Here is an 18907-nt window from a genome sequence, read left to right as displayed (position 1 = left end):
ATTGTTTCCACTATTTTAATTTAAGTTTATGTAATAGTACACTGCAGTTTTAGATAATTATATAGCATAACTTGAATTTTTGCAGTATTAAGAAAGACTAATTAACAAATTATTTATAATTTAAAATAAGGATTAAACTTTGCTAAAAACAGAATTTAACCCTTTAATTAATGTTGTTTATCCACCACCAGCGTTATTAATATACCAATATTGAATTTTTTTAGAATATTTATGTTTTTTAATAAGACTATATGAATCTGGACCAATGGCAGGATTTGTACAAAAATACATATCACCATATTGAGAGTCATGAATTGGTCTTTTAGAAATTTCTGTTTCAAATGCTTTAACAAAATATCCTCTAAAAAATAAATCTGTTCTTATAGTTCTTTCAATTGTTGAATGAGTAAAAATATCTGATATAATGTATACTATTATAACGATGAAACACATAAATATTATTTTAATATGTTTATGCTTCATATATCTCCTCCTTTTTTACAATTGATATATTTTCTATATATAACATAAAACAACATTTACTTAATTATACACTATAATTCAACCAAACGATACACGTCATCAATGGAAACATTACAGTAAAAGTGGAACTAAGTAGTATGTAAGTTCATCTGTTAAGTGATATAATAATTATGATAGCAATTATTATATCGTTATAATTAAAGAAATCATTTTGTATTTTTAAAGGAGTGGAAACTTAAATTGAATAACTTAATGGGAAAAGTGGCTGTAGTAACAGGTGCTTCTAGGGGAATAGGCAGAGCTATAGCTATTGCCCTTGCTAAAGAAGGTGCTTCTGTAGTAGTAAATTATAGAGAAAATAAAGAGGCAGCGGTTCAGACTTTAAGTGCTATAAAAAGCATAGGAGCATATGGAATGATATTTAAAGCGGATGTCAGTAATTATAAAGAAAGTAAAAATTTAATTGATCAGGCTATAAATAATTTTGGAAAAATAGACATATTAATTAATAATGCAGGAGTTTCAAATGTAGGTTTATTTATGGATATGGACGAAGATGACTGGAATAAAATGATAGATATAAATCTTAAAGGAACAATAAATTGTTCACATAATGCAATAAAGTATATGATAGCAAAGAAAAGCGGCTCAATAGTAAATATATCCTCAATGTGGGGGAGTATTGGAGCTTCTTGTGAAGTAGTTTATTCTGCAACTAAAGGAGCTATTAACTTGTTTACAAAATCTTTGGCAAAGGAGTTAGCTCCATCGAACATAAGAGTAAACGCAGCAGCACCAGGTGTTATAGATACAGATATGAACAAGTGGCTTACTGAAAACGAGAGATATGAATTAGAAGATGAGATACCAATTGGCAAGTTTGGTACTGGGGAAGATATTGCAAACACTGTTTTATTTTTGAGCAAAGATAGTTCTAAATATATAACAGGTCAAGTAATTAGAGTAGATGGCGGAATATTTTAAATATAGTTTTTGTGGTTTATCTTGAAGGTGGACATGAAAAACAAGGACTATTAGATAGGTTGGCTATAAAATTCAAAAATAAATTATAATTTTATATTAGTATTGAAGGGAAGGGAATGTATGTTATGGTGTATTCACTTGTATTTGGATTTGTAACTTTAGCGTTTGGCTTAATACCTAAAATTGTGAGACCTAAAAAGATCAACTCATGGTATGGATATCGTACGGTTCTTTCAACACAAAATCAAGATACATGGGATGAGGGAAATAGATATTCAACAAATCAGTACATTATAGCAGGAATAATTCTAATAATTATAGGAAGAATATCGTACGCGGTAATTGGAAGTAAGGGATTTTGGGTTCCACTAATAGCATTTATCCCAGTGCTTATGTGCACTGTATTTACAACAGAAAAACATTTAAAAAAAATATTTAATGATGATGGTGTGAGAATTAATAAAATAAATTGAAAAAAATGATGAATATTAAAGGTAAGAGGTTATATTCTAAGATAATTAATGAATTGTCTTGAATATAACCTCTTATTTTATTATTTAAATATGTTGACAGTTATTTATACTTGTTATATTATGTGTATAACAAATATATCATATGATGAAGGTGACGATATGTTATTAAAGTTAGACTTTGAATCAGATACGCCTATTTACATTCAACTTAAAAGACAAATAATATATGGTATAGCTATGGGAGATCTTAAAGAAAATGACAGCCTTCCATCTGTTCGTCAAATGGCTGAAGACATAGGTATAAATATGCATACTGTAAATAAAACTTATAATTTACTCAAAGCAGATGGATTTGTGACAATAGACAGAAGAAAAGGGGCTGTAATAAGCAAATTGTCTAAGAAACCTTCTAAAGATTACTTGAAAGGTTTAAAAGAAGAAATGCAGTATACTATAGCAGAAGCAATTTGTAGAGGTGTAGATAAAGAAGATTTTTTAAAACAATGCAATAAATTATTTGAAATGTATTCTGGAGGTATAAAACATGAAAAATGATCAGTTTATATTCATTTTATTTATGAGTTTTAATATATTTATAATATTTATTTTTCAAGTTTTAACACCAAAACTTGCAAGGAAGGATATATACTTTGGAGTTAGAATACCAGAAGATAAAATTGATAATGATGAATTAAAAGCTATATATAAGGATTATGCTAAAAACAATATTATAACATTTATTTTATTCATGGCTTTAATGATTTGTTTTGTTTATATATTACCAGAGTATGTTTATATGATAGGAACTTTAAGCATATTCGTGTACCTTACAATTACATTTTTTGTTTACTATATGAGTAATAAAAAAGTTAAATTTATAAAAAGTCAAAATAAGTGGTTTAATGGTAAAAAGTCAATGGTTGTAATAGATACAAATTTTTCAACAAATAATAGAAGTAAAATATTAGTATCTCCGCTGTGGTTTTTACTATGTATTGCTATAATAATTGTGAACATAGCCATAGGATTTAAATACTACAGCAGTTTACCATATAGAGTTCCAACTCATTTTGATTTTTCTGGTAATCCAAATGGGTGGATGGATAAATCATATAAGGTAATATGGGCGATGCCTGCAGCACAAATTTTTATGACTGCAATAATGTTTTTTTCATATAAAATAATAGCATGGTCTAAGCAGCAGATAAATCCTTCAAATCCAGAAGAGTCACAAAAAAGGGATAAAATATTTAGACATACATGGTCCAAATTTATGGTTGTATCTTGTATAGTAATGAATTTACTATTTACTTTTGGAAATTTGACTATATTTCAAGTAATTAAGCTAAATCCTAAAATATCTTCTATAATTCCAATTGTAATAGCAATCGTGATGGTAATATTTAGTGTATATGTATCTATAAAGATAGGTCAAGGTGGAAGCAGGATAGACTTTAATAACGGTTCAAAAGGTGATTCAAAGGTTTCAAATATAGATGATGATAAGTACTGGAAACTTGGTAATACAATTTATGTAAATAAAGATGATCCAGCTCTATTTGTAGAAAAGAGATTTGGAATAGGATGGACTATGAACTTTGGAAGAAAAGAAAGCATAATAATACTCGCAGTATTCATACTTCTTATAGTACTGTTACCAATAATAACAAGCTAATTATATGGTTCCTAGATTGCAGCTTAACTTACACTCCGAGATATATTTGAGAGGACAGAGGACATAGGACATTGTCCTCTGTTTTTTTATAGTGCAATTGAACTCAATTGCTTGAAGATACTGTAAGTTTTATTTCCCCAATTGCTATCTTCAGCATACTTAGGTCCTATGTAGGAAAATAAGTTTGAATCCTGGGGCATACCCTTTGAAAGGTTTATAACCGTTCTAGCTGCTATTCCAGAAGAATCACTTATATTAGTATTATACTGCTGCCAACTTCCGTGTACATTAAAAGGATTGTTAGCTATCTTAGAAGCATCTAGAGTATTGCTTGGAACAAAACTTTGCTCTGAACCAGCTATTGCAAAAAGTATTAATGGATTTAAATTATACTGGCTTGCAGTAGAAATTATACTTGAGAAATAGGGCTCACTTGCTAACAGCGAATTATTTTGTTTTAAAAATTGTTTCAATTTATCCTGATTTATATTTAAATAACTCATAGTAATTGCACCATTGTTTTTTGTATCTTGGCTGCCAGTATTTATATTATTTGAATTACTGCTGTCTGTATTGTTTTTGGTATTATTTGAATTATTATCGTTATTCGAACCAGGGTTTACATCTATATAATCACAGTGGATATATCCAACGTATGATTCATATTTTACTTTATACCAACGTCCATTAGTTGATAAAACCTCAACTTTACCCCCATTTGGAATTTGAGTTAATATTCGTCCTGTCCACGGACTATTTCTTAAATTCAATGTGGCAGAAGAATCATTTAATTTAACTGATTTTATTTTATTGGTTAAAGCGTTTTGATCTGATTTTACTGATGAAGTATTGTTAGCTTCATTAGAAGATAATTTAACATAACTTCCAGAAACATATCCAATTTTACCATTGTAGTTTACTTTATACCAGCTGCCGGACGTTCCAAGTATTTGAAGTTTTGCTCCATAAGGTAAAGAACCTATTATACTGCCTCCAGGATTACTTCTTAAATTTAAATATGAAGATTTGCTGCTAGTATTAACAAATCCAACTTTTCCAGAAGTATTTGGTGTATTTGATACTGAAGAATTTGTATTATCACTTGAATTTGAATTTGTACCTATATATTTAGAACTTACATATCCGTAAGATGAATTATACTTAATTTTATACCAACCATTTAATTCAGCAACTATGCTTACGTTAGCTCCTTTGGAAAGAGAACCAATAATGCTTGAAGATGTTGATGCACTATTTCTAACGTTTAAGTATGAGCTTAAATTAGATACATTTACAGTACCGCTGCCTATAACTGTTTCGTTTGTTGCATTATTAGATGACGAATCATTTTGACTAGATGATCCAGAATTTACATATTTAGAACTCACATATCCATAAGATGAATTATACTTAATTTTATACCAATTGTTTGATTCAGAAACTATGCTAACATTTGCTCCTTTGGCAAGGGAACCAATGACACTTGAAGATGTTGATGCACTGTTTCTAACATTTAAACATGAATTAGAATTGGATAAGTTTACAGTACCGGTTTTTATAACAGGTTGTCCACTACTTGGATTTTGTGTAGAATCTGATGAATTAGAGCCGCCTTGAGAACTACTTCCTTGAGATAAATATATGTATCCTTTTAAGAATAAGTTGCCTCTATTTTTCATAGCTTCTTTAGATAAAGTTTTTACATTGCCATCATATGAACCTCTTACGCTGAAGTTACCTTCATTAAGATAGACAGTATCTCCCTCTACTTTTTCTACAAAACCTACATGACCATATCCGTATTTTCCACCGCCCCAAACTACTATTGAATTGGCCTTAGGTTCATAGCCATAAGGGTATACTTTATCCCTTGCATTAGCATACCACCAATCTACAGCATTTCCGTAGAATTCCGATGGAAGTGCTATTGAAAGTTTTTCTAGAACTCTGCCGTATGCAAACCATGTGCATTGTCCTTTATATCCACATTTTGTGAAAATATTTGAACTGTTATAGGCATTACTTTGAATATTAGGTAAAATACTTTCAGCAAGTACCTGGTTAGTATGTAACAAATTTCTACTACTCATAATTGCTGTCGATATAAAAAATGCAAATATCATTTGTTTTGATTTATTCATTATAATATTTTCCCCCCTCAAAAAAAGCAGTAATACACAATATATCCCTATTATCGTATATAATGAAAAGTTATTAATACTTTAAGATAAAATTTTTATGAAGTGTATACCATAATTGTATAAATGTTACATAAATACTAACAATACTATACTTTAATAATAAGTTATATTAAAATTTAACTTGGGAAAAATAAATTTAAAGTATTATTATAAATTGAGATGGAAGGATGATGCAATTATAAAAAAGTTAAATGAAATTTTTAAGGAATTTAATTTGCATTTAATGGAGGATAAGATGCCTTCTTTATATTTTAATTTTTCTATAAAAAATGAAATATATGATTATGTTTATCCACTTACAATGCTTAGGGATTTAATAAGTACACCTCAATCGCCTAAGTATCATTCTGAAGGCAGTGTATGGAATCATACTATGCTTGTTATTGATGAAGCAGCTAAACGTAAAAATTTGAGTAATGATGTAAAGGTATTTATGTGGGCAGCACTTCTCCATGATTTAGGAAAGGCTCCTGCTACAAAGCTAAAAAATGGAAGGATAACTTCCTATGATCATGATATAAAAGGGGAAAAACTCTGCATTGAATTCTTAAGTGAGTTTAATTGTGAAAAACAGTTTGTTAAAGATGTATCTCTCTTGGTTAGATGGCATATGCAAACACTTTTTACTTCAAAGAAACTTCCATTTGGTAACTTAAAACAAATGATGAGAGAAGTTGATTATAGGGAAATAGCACTGCTGTCTCTTTGTGATAGACTGGGTAGGGGAGATATGACAAGTGAGAAAATACGAGAAGAAGAACATAAAATAGAAGAGTTCATAAATAAATGCGAACTTTGTGATAATAATTTATATGTAACCAAATAAGAGGTAATAAAAGGATTATAATTATCATATGGTAAATAGAAGTTGATTTATGTCTGCGAATATACACTTCAACGATAAGAGGCTTTGAAGTAGGAGAGGGATTGTTGTGAACAAACTAAAGTCGTTACTAAAATCATTTTTATTTGAGACTTGTATGATAACTATAGTTTTTTTATTGGTTTTTATTGCTGGACTAGTAGACTTAAAAAGTGGTGAACAGCTGCGAAACAAACAGATGCTTAAAGATATGAATGAATCTTTACAAAAAGATAAAAAATCTATAAAAGATATGAATACCAACCTCGCAAAACAAAATGATAAGATCCAAAACTTGAAAAAGGAAATAAATTCATTAAGTAATTCTTATGATACAGATAAAAAAAATAGTTTGATTATACAGTACAATGATGAAGTTAAAAATTATAAACAAGCAGTTGACTCTTATAATGAAAAAGTAAAACAGTACGATAATATGTATAATCAATATAGATCCTTTGGAGGAAAAAGCGAGGGTCTTATAAAGTGGATAAAATCTATAATAGGCACGTAGAATTTATTAAAAACTGAGGTGGTATGGTGAAAATTTATAAGTTTTTCCCTGTGATATTTTTAGCATTTGGAATACTCTTAATTGGTACTGTTTCAACTGTATCAATAGGAGGGTATATAAAAAATAGGGCTGTTAGTTCGCCGGTAAATAGTAATGCAAATTCATCAAATGAAAATCATAATTATAAAAATGATGACATGGATAATAAAAAGATATTTTTTAATAAGCCGGGAAAAATTCCAGAAAAAACTTCAATAAAGGTATATAAGAAGAAAAAGATACTTGAACTATACGCAGATAAAAAGCTAATAGGAAGATTTGATATAAGTTTAGGAAGTTCAATAGATGGAAAAAAAGAAATGCAGGGAGATAATAAAACTCCTGAAGGAAATTATTATATATGTTATAAAACCAACAAGACAAAGCATACTTATTTTATTGGAATAAGTTATCCTAACATACAAGATGCTAAAAAGGGATTGGAACAAGGAACTATAGATAAACAGACATTTGATAGAATAAAAAGTGCAATAGATGAAAAAAAGCAGCCGCCGTGGAATACAGCTTTAGGTGGAGATGTAGGAATTCACGGTGGTAAGGATAATCATAACTTAACGTGTGGAAGTGTTATGTTATCTAATGATGATATAAATATTTTGAAAAAATATGTAACACTAAATACTCCTGTAGATATATATGAGTAGTTTATCTATATATAATTGAGTGCATTATTATATGATATAATGTTTATTGAAAATAAGTAATGATTTAATATCTAGGAGGAATTAAAATGGGAATATATTTGGATAACGCAGCTACCTCTTATCCTAAGCCGGATGCAGTAATTCAAAAGATGATGTCATATATGAAAGATATAGGAGCTACAGCAGGAAGAGGAGCTTATAAAACTGCAATTGAAGCAGATAGACTGCTTTATAATGCACGCAGTATGGTATGTAAATTATTTAATGGTAAAGACCCAGCAAAAGTTATATTTACTAGCAATATAACTGATGCCCTTAATATGGTTATAAATGGTTTTTTAAAGGAAGGAGACCATGTCATAACAAGCAGTGTAGAACATAATGCAGTATGGAGACCATTAAAGACATTAGAAAGAGATAGAAACATAGAAATATCTACAGTACCTTGTACTCATGATGGAATTACTAAAGCTTCAGATGTTGAAAAACTCATAAAACCAAATACTAAATTAATAGTATTCGTACATGCTTCTAATGTGCTTGGCACTATTCAACCAATAAGGGAAATAGGTGAGATAGCTAAAAGGCATAACATAGTTTTCCTTGTAGATGCAGCACAAACAGCCGGAGCTTATCCAATAGATGTTGTTAAGGACAATATAGGTATTCTTGCCTTTACAGGTCATAAAAGTTTACTTGGACCAACTGGTACAGGCGGGTTTTTAATGAACTGTGATGCAAACATAATTCCTTCAAAATCAGGTGGAACAGGAGGAGATTCAAGTTATCCATATCAACCTGATTACTTTCCAAATAAATATGAAGCTGGAACTCCTAATGTAGTTGGTATAGTAGGATTAGGAGAAGCTTTAAATTTTATTTATTCAAAGGGTATAGAAAATATAAGAAAAAAAGAAGAATCTCTTATAAAATATGCTATCCAAAAAATTAGCGAAGTAGATGGGATAGAAATTTACGGACCTAGAGATTATAAAAAGATAGTAGGAGTAATATCATTTAATCTATCAGATATTCCAGCTGAAGAAATAGCATTTGAGCTAGATAGAAAATATGACATTATGGTTAGAGTAGGTATACATTGTGCTCCAACAGCTCATAAACTCATGGGCACACAGGAAAAAGGGGCAGTTAGAATTGGTATAGGATATTTTAACAAAAAAGAAGACATTGATAAGATTGTGGAAGCCTTAAAAGATATATCAAGTTGTTATAAAAAATTTTAAAATACATATTTTATAGTATTATTAAGGATTAGTACAGAATTTATATCTGTACTAATTTATTTTAAAAAAATAATTGTAAATTGCAAAAATACATATTGATACAGTAAATAAAAATGTGTATAATAGTAAATGTGAAACGAACGAAAGTAAATTTAAATAGCCATCATTCTTATAATTAAGTATAAGAAAATATGCTCGTTATTTTTAATGAGTATATTTTTTTTACTTGATCGTAAATTCCAAATTAAGTAATAAAAAAAGACCCCTTTATGAGGTCTTTTTATCTAATTAACATTCCCTTAAACCACCAACTGCAAGTGCCAGTATATCTACATTATTAAACTGAATTGAAGCAAGAGCAGCTAAAGCAGAAGCACCAGTTACCTCTACTGAATAAGTCCTTGGTTTGGAATTTGCACTTACATCTCCAAATACAAAGCTAAATGGTAAAGTTCCAGATAGTAAAAGTGAAAAGTTTATAGTGAAGGTTTGTAGAGTTTCTTTAACACCTGAAGTACCAATAATCCTATTCAATTGAATAGTTAATGAATCTGTAATAGCAAGTCCAGTAAGTTGTAATAAACTTGAAAATTCAACTTTTATAGTTGGAAAACAGAGGCAAGTTGGATCTATAGTTACTTGTGCTACAACTAAAGGATTTGTAGGTGAAAGTGGAATACCAATTACGCTTGCATGATTAACAACTGGATTATTTCCAATACCTTTTTCTAAAAGTGCTGATCCTGGTAATGGATGTAAGTCAACATTTTCAGGACATTCAACATACTTTGGCGGACAAGGATTAAAGTACTGTTTATGGTGATCATGACAAGGATCACAAGGCGGTTGTGGCTGCGGACAATGATCATAGCAATTTCCATTATTATTATTATTATTTGAAAGTGAATTCATAAATAATCCTCCTTTTTAACTTAAGCAAATTACTTAAACATCTTTGGTATCTGTGCTAATATATTATATGAGTTATATATGAAATTGTGAGAGAGCATTTCACATATCTTCATTTTGATTATTATATTTATAATTTGTATTGTTGCTTTCAATAGTATAGTTGCAAATTGTATCATCACTAGTATTGTAGTTATTGTCACAATCATCTGAATTAGAATCATCGAACAGCGGTTCTAGATTTTGATCAGGATAAAATTTAGGTGCAGGTGATTTATTAAACTTTTCACATACATCTTCTTCAGGCTCAGTAGGGCATGGTTCCTTAGGCAAAGAACAGTAACTATAAGATGGTATGAGAAGTTGAACAACGAGTTCAGATTTTACAACAATATAGTAGCCTAATGTAATATCTAGAACATCACATCCGCTGCAATCTTTAGTTAGCGTACCTTGTAATGCTTCAGCAACCATTACAAGTTTTATTAGATTATCTTCATCTTCTTTTGAATTTTCAAAGTGTACATGAGTATTTGAAACTTGAGATACAGAGTCAGGACAATAAAATTTTCCTATCACATCTGTTCTATTAATTTCAAAGAATTCACTTTTATTTACTGCATTACAATCTATATAATCTGCATAAAACGAAATGATGTAAGATATAATTAGCTTTTTAAATCCGGATTTATCTTTAAGTGGAATTTTATCTACGGACACAAGTTTAACTTTGAAATCTCTGCATCCCATATACATCTTTGGATTAGCTAGTGAATTACTTCTTAATTCACAATCTGTTGAGTTTGTGTCAGGACCATCATGGTAAAAAAGACATCTTTTAATTAGACATTGATCAAATACTTTAGGTACTTCGATACAAACTAATTCTGAAGGATCAGGCAGACGTCCTTGTTTATTTACAAGACCTGGTCTTGGCACAAACTTTTCAAAATTGATAGACATAAATCTTCCTCCTTTTAAAGAATAAACTATACGAAAAATATCTAAATACTTACATTACATAATATGCTGAAAGATTAAGATGGTGATATCTCCAAGTAATTTAAATAAATGCATTAATTTAAAATTAAGGTATAAACTTTATTAAAAAAAATATAATTTTATAAGGGGGGAGTGTGCAGTGAAAAATGAATATCCTTGGATATATACAGATTCTAGTAATAATACATGGAAATATTATTTGAATCAAAATAGAGAATTAGTTTATAAGATTATGTATAATGAAGGAAAATGGACTAAGGAAAAAATTATTTGCAAGTCAGTAAATGACTTTTATGTATATGTTGATGTATATGAAAAAGTTCATATTGTATATTCTAATTTAAAAGGAAAGCTTGGATATTGTACTATTAACGCAGGTAAGTGGATGGGTAAGATACTTTACAGTACTAAAAGTGATGATATCATAATATCTGATTTAAAAGTTGAAATCATAGGTGAAAATATGCATATATTTTATTTGCTTTGTGAAGATAATGGAAGAGATCACGGAACATTAATACATTGTATATGGAATGGAAAAGAAACGAAATTTAACGATCTTTATGATATTATCCTGCCAAAAGTTTCAGATAAATACTATGAGATAAAAGTGGGAATTACAGGATCTATTGATTTGTTTTTTGTAACAGATGCTGGGGATGAAGTATCATTAAATTATTTGAGTTATGAAAATAATTTTTGGACTTCTCCTATTAGATTATATGGGTTAAAAGGTGAAAATATATCTTTTAAGGTTTTAATGACTGATGCAGGAATACACATATTAAATAAACTTAAGGAAAATTCAATATATACGCTTGAACATGTATGGATTGATTTTGATAATAAAATAAAAAACTACAAAGTTTTTGAGAGTCAAGATGAAATTGTAGAACCTATTATTTTTTATAGAGGCAATAATATCTATGTTTGTTTTATACAAGAAAATAAAATAAGATGTTCAGTATATGATAATAATAAGTGGTGTAAACCAGTAGATATACACATTAGCTCTGAGCTAAATTTGCAAGTTTACAATTATATTTCAAAAGATAGTACAGATGGTCTGTATCAATCAGTTCAAATTTATGGCACAGGCGAACCAGATAGTTATTTTTATAATTTTGACTATTTGATAAAGAGAATATTTGACTTGATGCCTGAGTTAAAAAATAAAAATACACCTCATGTATCTAAAGAAAATATAAAAAAAATAAAAGAGCGAATATCTAAAATGAGTTCTACTAACAAGGTTTTTGAAAAAAAGATAAATTTGCTTCAAGTACAATTACAGAAAAAACAAGGATTTATAGAGGAATATGAAAAAAAACTAAATAGGGCATTTGAACAAAAAAGTAAAGCAGATGAAAATTGTAATATACTTACTGAAGTAAAGGGTAAAGTGGAAAATCAGCTCAAAGGTATAAAAAAACAGTTGGAGGAAGAACAAGGCAATAATGAAGAACTTCAAGATCAAAATGAATCACTCATAAAAGAAAATTCTGCACTTAAAATTCAAATAGAAAAGTTAAATCATGAAAATGAAGAAATCAAGAAACAACTTGAACTTGAGAGAAATGAATCAATATTTGCCCATTTTTTAAGGAAAAAATCAGATGATATATAGGAATATTTTGAAAGGATGAAAATAAGTAAATGACATTAAGAAATAACAATAAAATATATTATGTATCACATTTGGGTAAAAAAACTCTGTCAGTAATCGACGGCGGCAGTTTTAATATTATAAAAGAAATTGACACTGGATTAATACCTGAAAATGTAATAATTGATTCAAAAAATAATTTGTACATTGTAAGTGATAGAGATAATAAAGTTGAGATGTTTACTGATTTATGCAGTCCCAGCAGGGTGTGGAATATGCAAAATAATGGTATAGCGCAAATAGATCCAAATAAAAATATAATATATGTATCTAATGTTGAAGAGATATTTGTATATGATCTTGAAAGTGGAGAGAAGAAAGGATATATAGGCGGATTTACTGCAATAAATTCTTTAAAAATTGACATGAAAAATAAGAGATTGTTTGTTTTAGATATTTTAGAAAATAAGCTAAAAGTGTATGATACAGAAGATTTAAAACTTATTTCACAGTACAGAGAAGTTGGAATTAATCCGTATTGTATTTGTGTGAATAAAGATGATATATATATAGGAAACAAATCAGCTAACTTGAAAAAAGACAGTGGAAATATAACCATACTGCATTTAAAGAGTGGAAATAGATCATATATTAAATTAAAAAAAGGTTCTATAGTTAAGGACTTAAAAATATATAACAAATTATTGTATGTAATCAATTCAAAATTAAATAGAATTGAAGTTTTAAATATTTTAACAGGTGAAGTAGTTACAACAATAAAAACTACATTTGAAAATCCTCAAAGATTATGTATATCATATGATGAAAAAGCAGTTCTTGTAACTAGTAAAAACTTTGAGGGAAAAGGAGCAATCGACAAAATTGATATGGAAATCAATAAAATTAAAGCAACCATATATTTTGAAGAAGAGGATGACATTCCTTATGATATAGCAATTTCAGATAGAGAACAAAAGCTGCAGAGCAGTAATACTCAAATATTAAATTCAGAAAAAAAATATAGTACAGCTGTAATGGCAAGAGAAGTTATATTAACTTATATTGAAGATAAATTTGATGTAACAAAGGTTAGTCCCGATAAATTATATAACAGTATTAAATATGAAAAGGAAGAAATAAATAATGTAAAATACCAATTGAAAAAAGAAGTCAAAAATAATAGAGAACTTATAAAAAAGTATGAAGAATTAAGAGATGAAGTAGATTACTTACGAAATAAACTTAAAGTTGAAAATATAAAAAAGTTAAAGTTAGAAAAACAACTTGATAGTTTAAATAATAAAGATGCTGAAAGTAAAAGGCAATTATCTAACAAATTAGTAGAAGATAATAATGATAAAAAAACAAAAAATTCATTTAAAAAGTGGTTTTGGGGAAGTTAAAATAACAAAGTTATGTGTAAATAAAAGCTTTGCTAAACTTTTTATTTTTCCCCAAATTTTTATTTGTATGTGTTAGAATGAATATAATTTAATATATATATGATACATATAGAAATGTTTAAGGTTTAGTAGAAGGTATGGTAATTATAGATTAAGAGAAAAAATATAAATTGTTTAATTATAAATTAATGTGCTATGTTAATGTCATAATATATGATATACTAATAACAAATAAAGTGCAGCTCATTACAATATTAATTAATTTTAGAAGGAGAAAACGATATGATTTTCTACGACGAAAATAATTTGAAGGTAATAGAGGAAGATTTAAGATATCTTAAACTATTGTCAAAACAATATCCTACTATATCAAGTGCAAGTACTGAGATAATAAATCTACAAGCTATTTTGAACTTGCCAAAGGGAACAGAACATTTTATAAGTGATATTCACGGTGAATATGAATCGTTTACACATATGCTCAAAAATGCCTCTGGTGTCATAAAGAGAAAAATAGATGATGTATTTGGAAATTCACTTGTAGAACAACAAAAATCAGCTCTTGCAACTTTAATTTATTACCCTGAACAAAAGCTGGAGTTAATTAAAAAAACTGAAAGTAATATGAAGGATTGGTATAAGGTAGCATTGCATCAACTTATAGAGATGTGTAAAAATGTAAGTTCAAAGTATACTAGATCAAAAGTTAGAAAAGCTCTTCCTCAAGATTTTGCATATGTAATTGAAGAATTATTGCACGAGCAGGGGGACAAAATAGATAAACAAGATTATTATAATGGTATCATAGAGGCTATTATAGATATAGATAGAGCAGATGAATTTATCGTAGCTATATCAAATGTTATACAAAGGTTAGCAGTAGACAGGCTTCATATAATAGGCGATATATATGATAGAGGTCCCGGCGCAGATATAATAATGGATGCACTTATGAAGCATCATTCAGTTGATATTCAATGGGGTAATCATGATATATTGTGGATGGGTGCTGCCTCTGGCTGCGAAGCATGTGCTGCAAATGTACTGAGAATTTCGCTTAGGTATGCTAATTTAAGAATTATTGAAGATGGATATGGAATTAATTTATTGCCGCTAGCCACATTTGCTATGGAGTTTTATGGTGACGATCCATGTAATAATTTTATCCCAAAGACTATAGATAAAGATATAAGTCAAGGAGAATTATCTCTATTTGCAAAAATGCATAAGGCTATAGCTATTATTCAATTTAAAATTGAAGGTAATATTATAAAAAGAAGACCTGAGTTTGAAATGAACGACAGACTTCTTTTAGATAAAATAAATATTGAAAAAGGTGAGATAAACTTATATGGCAAAACATATAAGTTAAATGATACAAATTTTCCAACAGTTGATTTTAAGGATCCTTACAAATTGACTGACAGAGAAAATGAATTAGTTGAAAAATTAACTAATTCATTTTTAAACAGTGAAAAGCTGCAAAAACATATTAAATTTTTGTATAGTAAGGGCGGAATGTATTTAGTATATAATTCAAATCTTCTGTATCACGGCTGCATTCCATTAAATAAAGATGGCAGCTTTAAAGAAGTAAAAATAGGAAATATAAAATATAGTGGAAGAAGTTTACTAGATAGGTTTGATAGAGTTGCAAGAGATTCTTATTTCTTTAAAGATGATATAAATGTAAAGAGATATGGCATGGATATGATGTGGTACTTATGGTGCGGACCAGATTCACCTGAATTTAGTAAAAAGAGAATGACAACGTTTGAAAGATATTTTATAGATGATGAGGAAACACATTATGAAGAAAAAAATTATTATTATAAATATAGGGATAATGAAACCATATGTAAAGAGATTTTAAGTGAATTTAATTTAAATCCTGATGAATCTCATATAATAAATGGACATATTCCAGTAAAAACTAAAGAAGGAGAAAGTCCTATAAAAGCAAATGGACGTTTACTTGTGATAGATGGAGGGTTTTGCAAGGCATATCAGCCTCAAACTGGAATAGCAGGGTATACTTTGATATATAATTCATATGGATTACTTTTAACTTCACATAAACCATTTGCAGCTATACAAGATGCTATAAAAGATAACAAAGATATACTTTCGTCAACTATAATACTTGAGCATTCAGTTAAGAGAAAAAAGGTTGCAGATACAGATATAGGACAAGAATTAAAAGAACAAATTACAAATTTGGAAAAGCTGCTTATAGCATATAGAAAAGGATTTATAAAAGAAGAAAATTCATCAAACATTTTTTAATATTATTGTAGTACAGCTTGCTAGGTAATAATATTATTGCTTAACAAGCTAAAAACTACATTAGTGATGAAAATATCCTGCAAAAAGCTTCAAAGACTTTTATATGAAGTGGAAGATTGTCAAAGTATTCAACAGAAATTCTTTTACTCTTTTTCAAGTCTTCAAAAAATAAATTTTCAAGTTCTTCTGTTGCGGCTTCATCGTAAATTACAGCATTTATTTCATAATTTAACTCATAGCTTCTTATATCCATGTTTGCAGTGCCTATTGTACAAAGGTCTCCATCTATAGATGTAGTTTTTGCATGTATAAATGAATTCCTGTCGTAAAAATAAAGTTTGACACCATTTCTAACGAGATCCTCAAGATAAGTTACAGAAGCACAGTGTACAAGTATGTGGTCATATCTAGCTGGGAAAAGTATTATTACATCTACTCCGCTTAAAGCTGCTATTTTTAAGGCATTGGATATGCTTTCAGTAGGTATAAAATATGGAGTAGTGATGTAAACATGTCTTTTTGCAGTACTTATCATTTTCAAAACTGCCTGCTCGATTGCAGGAAACTCTGAGTTAGGACCGCTTTTTATAAGCTGCATTAGTTTACCATCATAGCTGCCGTACTGAGGAAAAAATTCTTCAAAGTTATCATCATAATAAAAAAGTTCTTTATTTGCTTCTTTAATAGCGGCGAAGTCATCTAAAAATACTGCCTGCAATCCATATACGAAGTCACCTTTTACCATTATGTGAGTATCCCGCCAATATCCATATTTGCTTTTGCCAATGTATTCATCACCTATATTTATTCCGCCTACGAAGCCTACTTTTCCATCAATTATTGCTATTTTTCTGTGATTTCTATAATTTATTTGAGTATTTATGTGTCTTAAAAGTGGTGCTAGAAAGTAAGAATAATATACTATATCAACTCCAGCATCTTTAAGTTCTCTTATGTAGCTCTTTTTTATTCCTATACAGCCAACCTTATCTAGTATGAATCTAATTTTAACTCCTTCTTGTGCTTTCTTTATTAGTATGTCTTTTAGTTCGTTACCTACTCCATCACTTTTTACGATATAATATTCCAGGTGAATATGATGCTTTGCTTTTAGAAGTTCTTTTTTTAAAGATTTAAATTTTCCATTTCCATCTTTAAATATCTTTATGCTGTTATCCCTAAAAAGGGGGGATTCACTATTTCTTGAAAGTAATTCAATTAATGATGAATATCCATAGTCATGTATACCGCGCATGGCTTCATAAACTAGTTCTTGTATGTTTATGTTTGTTTCATCGTGAAGTTTATGTTTCTTCCAGTTTCTACCGAGGAAAATGTATAGAAACAATCCGATTGGTGGAAGTGCGATAAAAACTAATAACCAAGCAATAGTTTTTTCAGGATTTTTCCTCTCTAATATTATAACTATTATTGAAACAAAGGCATTTATTAAGAATATCCAGTACAATGCATATCTCAATTTATTATTCACCACCAAACATACAATAAAGTTGTTTTTATTTTGATTTGAATATATAATATAAATAATTATGTAAGTATATTTATGGAAGTATATTATATTTAAATAAAGTTACTTTATGTTATAAAATATATTATTGCATTAATTTGATTTTTTATAAAGGGGATTAGTTTTATGGATTTTGACAAGATAATATATTATTCTGCGACACCTATATTTTCGATATTACTTATATTTTTAGTAGTTGTACTTGTGAAGACAATAAAAAATAATAAAAACAAATGAAATTGTGATAACTAAAATGCAGCACTTATATGTGGTGTGTTTTGTTATAAAAGCATAGGAGTGATATTATGAAATCATTTTTTTTATATTTAGAATTTATTTTATTTATAGCAGTTTATGGGCCAAAAAAATTTAAAATAGATCGATTGAGAAAAAGCGGGAGAATAGAAGAAGCTGAAAGGTTAAGTGAATATTGTCTCCTAAAATGGGCTAATTTTACTGTTAGGAAAGCTGGAATAAAACTTAATGTTGATGGAATTGAAAATTTACCTCACAAAAGCTGCTTGCTTGTAGCAAATCATCAAGGACTTCTTGATATACCAGTTTTACTTACTGCAGTTAATAGATCATCTGGATTCATAGCTAAAAAGGAACTGCTTAAAGCTAAGATAATAAGCGGCTGGATGAAAGAAATTCATTGTGTATTTATAGATAGATCAAACATTAGGGAATCTGTTAAGTCAATAAATGAAGGAGTAGAAAATTTAAAAAATGGTTATAATATGTGCATTTTCCCTGAAGGAACTAGAAGTAAGGGAGATCAAGTTGGTGAGTTTAAAAAGGGAAGTATGAAACTTGCATTGAAGTCAAATTCACTTGTAGTACCAGTAGCAATAAATGGTACATATAAAGTTTTAGAAGCTAATGGATGGAAAATTAAGCCTGCAGATGTTAGTGTCAAAATACTAAAACCAATTGATACGCAAAGTATTTCAAAAGAAGAAAAGAAGGATTTATCAAATATAATTAGAAATTCTATAATAAAAAATATGTAATATAAAAAAATGCGAAATAT

At 28.7% G+C, this 18907-nt stretch carries 17 protein-coding genes; 12 read left to right on the top strand and 5 right to left on the bottom strand.

The genetic code is table 11. From position 1 onward, the window contains the following. Window positions 1–177: 177 nt before the first annotated feature. Window positions 178–483 carry a hypothetical protein gene (locus EBB51_RS09315; protein WP_123054218.1) on the bottom strand — a complete coding sequence of 102 codons (306 nt, stop codon included), beginning with the start codon at window positions 481–483 and terminating at the stop codon, window positions 178–180. 240 nt (window positions 484–723) lie between these two features. Here EBB51_RS09315 and EBB51_RS09310 point away from each other — a divergent pair, with 240 nt between their 5' ends. The 4 genes from EBB51_RS09310 (at window position 724) to EBB51_RS09295 (ending at window position 3615) form a co-directional block, all read left to right on the top strand. Beyond that, complete coding sequence (locus EBB51_RS09310) at window positions 724–1467, top strand: SDR family oxidoreductase (protein WP_123054217.1); 744 nt, start codon at window positions 724–726, stop codon at window positions 1465–1467. Between the two features lie 116 nt (window positions 1468–1583). Further along, window positions 1584–1940: an SdpI family protein gene (locus EBB51_RS09305; RefSeq protein WP_123054216.1), complete on the top strand. Its 357-nt coding sequence runs from the start codon at window positions 1584–1586 to the stop codon at window positions 1938–1940. 159 nt (window positions 1941–2099) lie between these two features. After that, the gene (locus EBB51_RS09300; RefSeq protein ID WP_123055033.1) at window positions 2100–2495 is read left to right on the top strand and encodes a GntR family transcriptional regulator; all 396 of its coding nucleotides are present in this window, start codon (window positions 2100–2102) and stop codon (window positions 2493–2495) included. Continuing rightward, a complete protein-coding gene (locus EBB51_RS09295; RefSeq protein WP_123054215.1) occupies window positions 2485–3615 on the top strand; it encodes a DUF1648 domain-containing protein in 1131 nt (376 codons plus the stop codon). The genes EBB51_RS09300 and EBB51_RS09295 overlap by 11 nt, the downstream gene beginning before the upstream one ends. A gap of 86 nt (window positions 3616–3701) precedes the next feature. Here EBB51_RS09295 and EBB51_RS09290 read toward each other — a convergent pair whose 3' ends face one another. Then, window positions 3702–5756, bottom strand: coding sequence for an SH3 domain-containing protein (locus tag EBB51_RS09290; RefSeq protein ID WP_123054214.1), 2055 nt, complete (start codon window positions 5754–5756; stop codon window positions 3702–3704). A 295-nt stretch (window positions 5757–6051) separates the two neighbouring features. Between EBB51_RS09290 and EBB51_RS09285 the strand changes: the two genes are divergently transcribed. From EBB51_RS09285 to EBB51_RS09270, 4 genes are all read left to right on the top strand, one after another. Then, window positions 6052–6642: an HDIG domain-containing metalloprotein gene (locus EBB51_RS09285; RefSeq protein ID WP_243103822.1), complete on the top strand. Its 591-nt coding sequence runs from the start codon at window positions 6052–6054 to the stop codon at window positions 6640–6642. A gap of 106 nt (window positions 6643–6748) precedes the next feature. After that, window positions 6749–7192, top strand: coding sequence for a hypothetical protein (locus EBB51_RS09280; protein WP_123054213.1), 444 nt, complete (start codon window positions 6749–6751; stop codon window positions 7190–7192). Between the two features lie 23 nt (window positions 7193–7215). Next, the gene (locus tag EBB51_RS09275; protein ID WP_123054212.1) at window positions 7216–7896 is read left to right on the top strand and encodes a L,D-transpeptidase family protein; all 681 of its coding nucleotides are present in this window, start codon (window positions 7216–7218) and stop codon (window positions 7894–7896) included. Between the two features lie 86 nt (window positions 7897–7982). After that, entirely contained in the window at window positions 7983–9140 is a 1158-nt protein-coding gene (locus EBB51_RS09270) for an aminotransferase class V-fold PLP-dependent enzyme (protein ID WP_123054211.1), read from the top strand. A 288-nt stretch (window positions 9141–9428) separates the two neighbouring features. On the opposite strand, the gene EBB51_RS09265 is transcribed toward EBB51_RS09270, so the two are convergent. Continuing rightward, on the bottom strand, window positions 9429–10052 hold the full coding sequence (locus tag EBB51_RS09265; protein WP_123054210.1) for a DUF4489 domain-containing protein: 624 nt from the start codon (window positions 10050–10052) through the stop codon (window positions 9429–9431). A gap of 99 nt (window positions 10053–10151) precedes the next feature. Next, complete coding sequence (locus tag EBB51_RS09260) at window positions 10152–11012, bottom strand: hypothetical protein (RefSeq protein WP_243103820.1); 861 nt, start codon at window positions 11010–11012, stop codon at window positions 10152–10154. A gap of 178 nt (window positions 11013–11190) precedes the next feature. On the opposite strand from EBB51_RS09260, the gene EBB51_RS09255 reads away from it, so the two are divergent. The 3 genes from EBB51_RS09255 (at window position 11191) to EBB51_RS09245 (ending at window position 16346) form a co-directional block, all read left to right on the top strand. After that, entirely contained in the window at window positions 11191–12678 is a 1488-nt protein-coding gene (locus tag EBB51_RS09255) for a hypothetical protein (RefSeq protein ID WP_123054209.1), read from the top strand. Window positions 12679–12707: 29 nt separating this feature from the next. After that, window positions 12708–14060: a hypothetical protein gene (locus EBB51_RS09250; protein WP_123054208.1), complete on the top strand. Its 1353-nt coding sequence runs from the start codon at window positions 12708–12710 to the stop codon at window positions 14058–14060. A 282-nt stretch (window positions 14061–14342) separates the two neighbouring features. Further along, window positions 14343–16346, top strand: coding sequence for a fructose-1,6-bisphosphatase (locus EBB51_RS09245; protein WP_123054207.1), 2004 nt, complete (start codon window positions 14343–14345; stop codon window positions 16344–16346). Between the two features lie 55 nt (window positions 16347–16401). Here the strand turns inward: EBB51_RS09245 and cls are convergent, their stop codons facing one another. Next, on the bottom strand, window positions 16402–17838 hold the full coding sequence (gene cls / locus EBB51_RS09240) for a cardiolipin synthase (protein WP_190285258.1): 1437 nt from the start codon (window positions 17836–17838) through the stop codon (window positions 16402–16404). 341 nt (window positions 17839–18179) lie between these two features. Here cls and EBB51_RS09235 point away from each other — a divergent pair, with 341 nt between their 5' ends. Next, a complete protein-coding gene (locus EBB51_RS09235; RefSeq protein WP_123054205.1) occupies window positions 18180–18887 on the top strand; it encodes a lysophospholipid acyltransferase family protein in 708 nt (235 codons plus the stop codon). The last annotated feature ends 20 nt before the right edge of the window (window positions 18888–18907 follow it).

Source organism: Clostridium sp. JN-1 (assembly GCF_003718715.1).
Taxonomy (GTDB): domain Bacteria; phylum Bacillota; class Clostridia; order Clostridiales; family Clostridiaceae; genus Clostridium_AV.
The sequence above is the reverse complement of the archived record's forward strand: the minus strand, read 5'-3'. Positions and strand labels throughout refer to the sequence as shown.

Excerpts from the sequence above, each read along its gene's own strand:
- EBB51_RS09305 (WP_123054216.1), top strand. The coding sequence starts at position 1,584 with ATGTATGTTATGGTGTATTCACTTGTATTTGGATTTGTAACTTTAGCG.
- EBB51_RS09285 (WP_243103822.1), top strand. The coding sequence starts at position 6,052 with ATGCCTTCTTTATATTTTAATTTTTCTATAAAAAATGAAATATATGAT.
- EBB51_RS09260 (WP_243103820.1), bottom strand. The coding sequence starts at position 11,012 with ATGTCTATCAATTTTGAAAAGTTTGTGCCAAGACCAGGTCTTGTAAAT.
- EBB51_RS09315 (WP_123054218.1), bottom strand. The coding sequence starts at position 483 with ATGAAGCATAAACATATTAAAATAATATTTATGTGTTTCATCGTTATA.
- EBB51_RS09290 (WP_123054214.1), bottom strand. The coding sequence starts at position 5,756 with ATGAATAAATCAAAACAAATGATATTTGCATTTTTTATATCGACAGCA.
- EBB51_RS09235 (WP_123054205.1), top strand. The coding sequence starts at position 18,180 with ATGAAATCATTTTTTTTATATTTAGAATTTATTTTATTTATAGCAGTT.
- EBB51_RS09275 (WP_123054212.1), top strand. The coding sequence starts at position 7,216 with ATGGTGAAAATTTATAAGTTTTTCCCTGTGATATTTTTAGCATTTGGA.
- EBB51_RS09295 (WP_123054215.1), top strand. The coding sequence starts at position 2,485 with ATGAAAAATGATCAGTTTATATTCATTTTATTTATGAGTTTTAATATA.
- EBB51_RS09265 (WP_123054210.1), bottom strand. The coding sequence starts at position 10,052 with ATGAATTCACTTTCAAATAATAATAATAATAATGGAAATTGCTATGAT.
- EBB51_RS09300 (WP_123055033.1), top strand. The coding sequence starts at position 2,100 with ATGTTATTAAAGTTAGACTTTGAATCAGATACGCCTATTTACATTCAA.
- EBB51_RS09245 (WP_123054207.1), top strand. The coding sequence starts at position 14,343 with ATGATTTTCTACGACGAAAATAATTTGAAGGTAATAGAGGAAGATTTA.
- EBB51_RS09250 (WP_123054208.1), top strand. The coding sequence starts at position 12,708 with ATGACATTAAGAAATAACAATAAAATATATTATGTATCACATTTGGGT.
- EBB51_RS09270 (WP_123054211.1), top strand. The coding sequence starts at position 7,983 with ATGGGAATATATTTGGATAACGCAGCTACCTCTTATCCTAAGCCGGAT.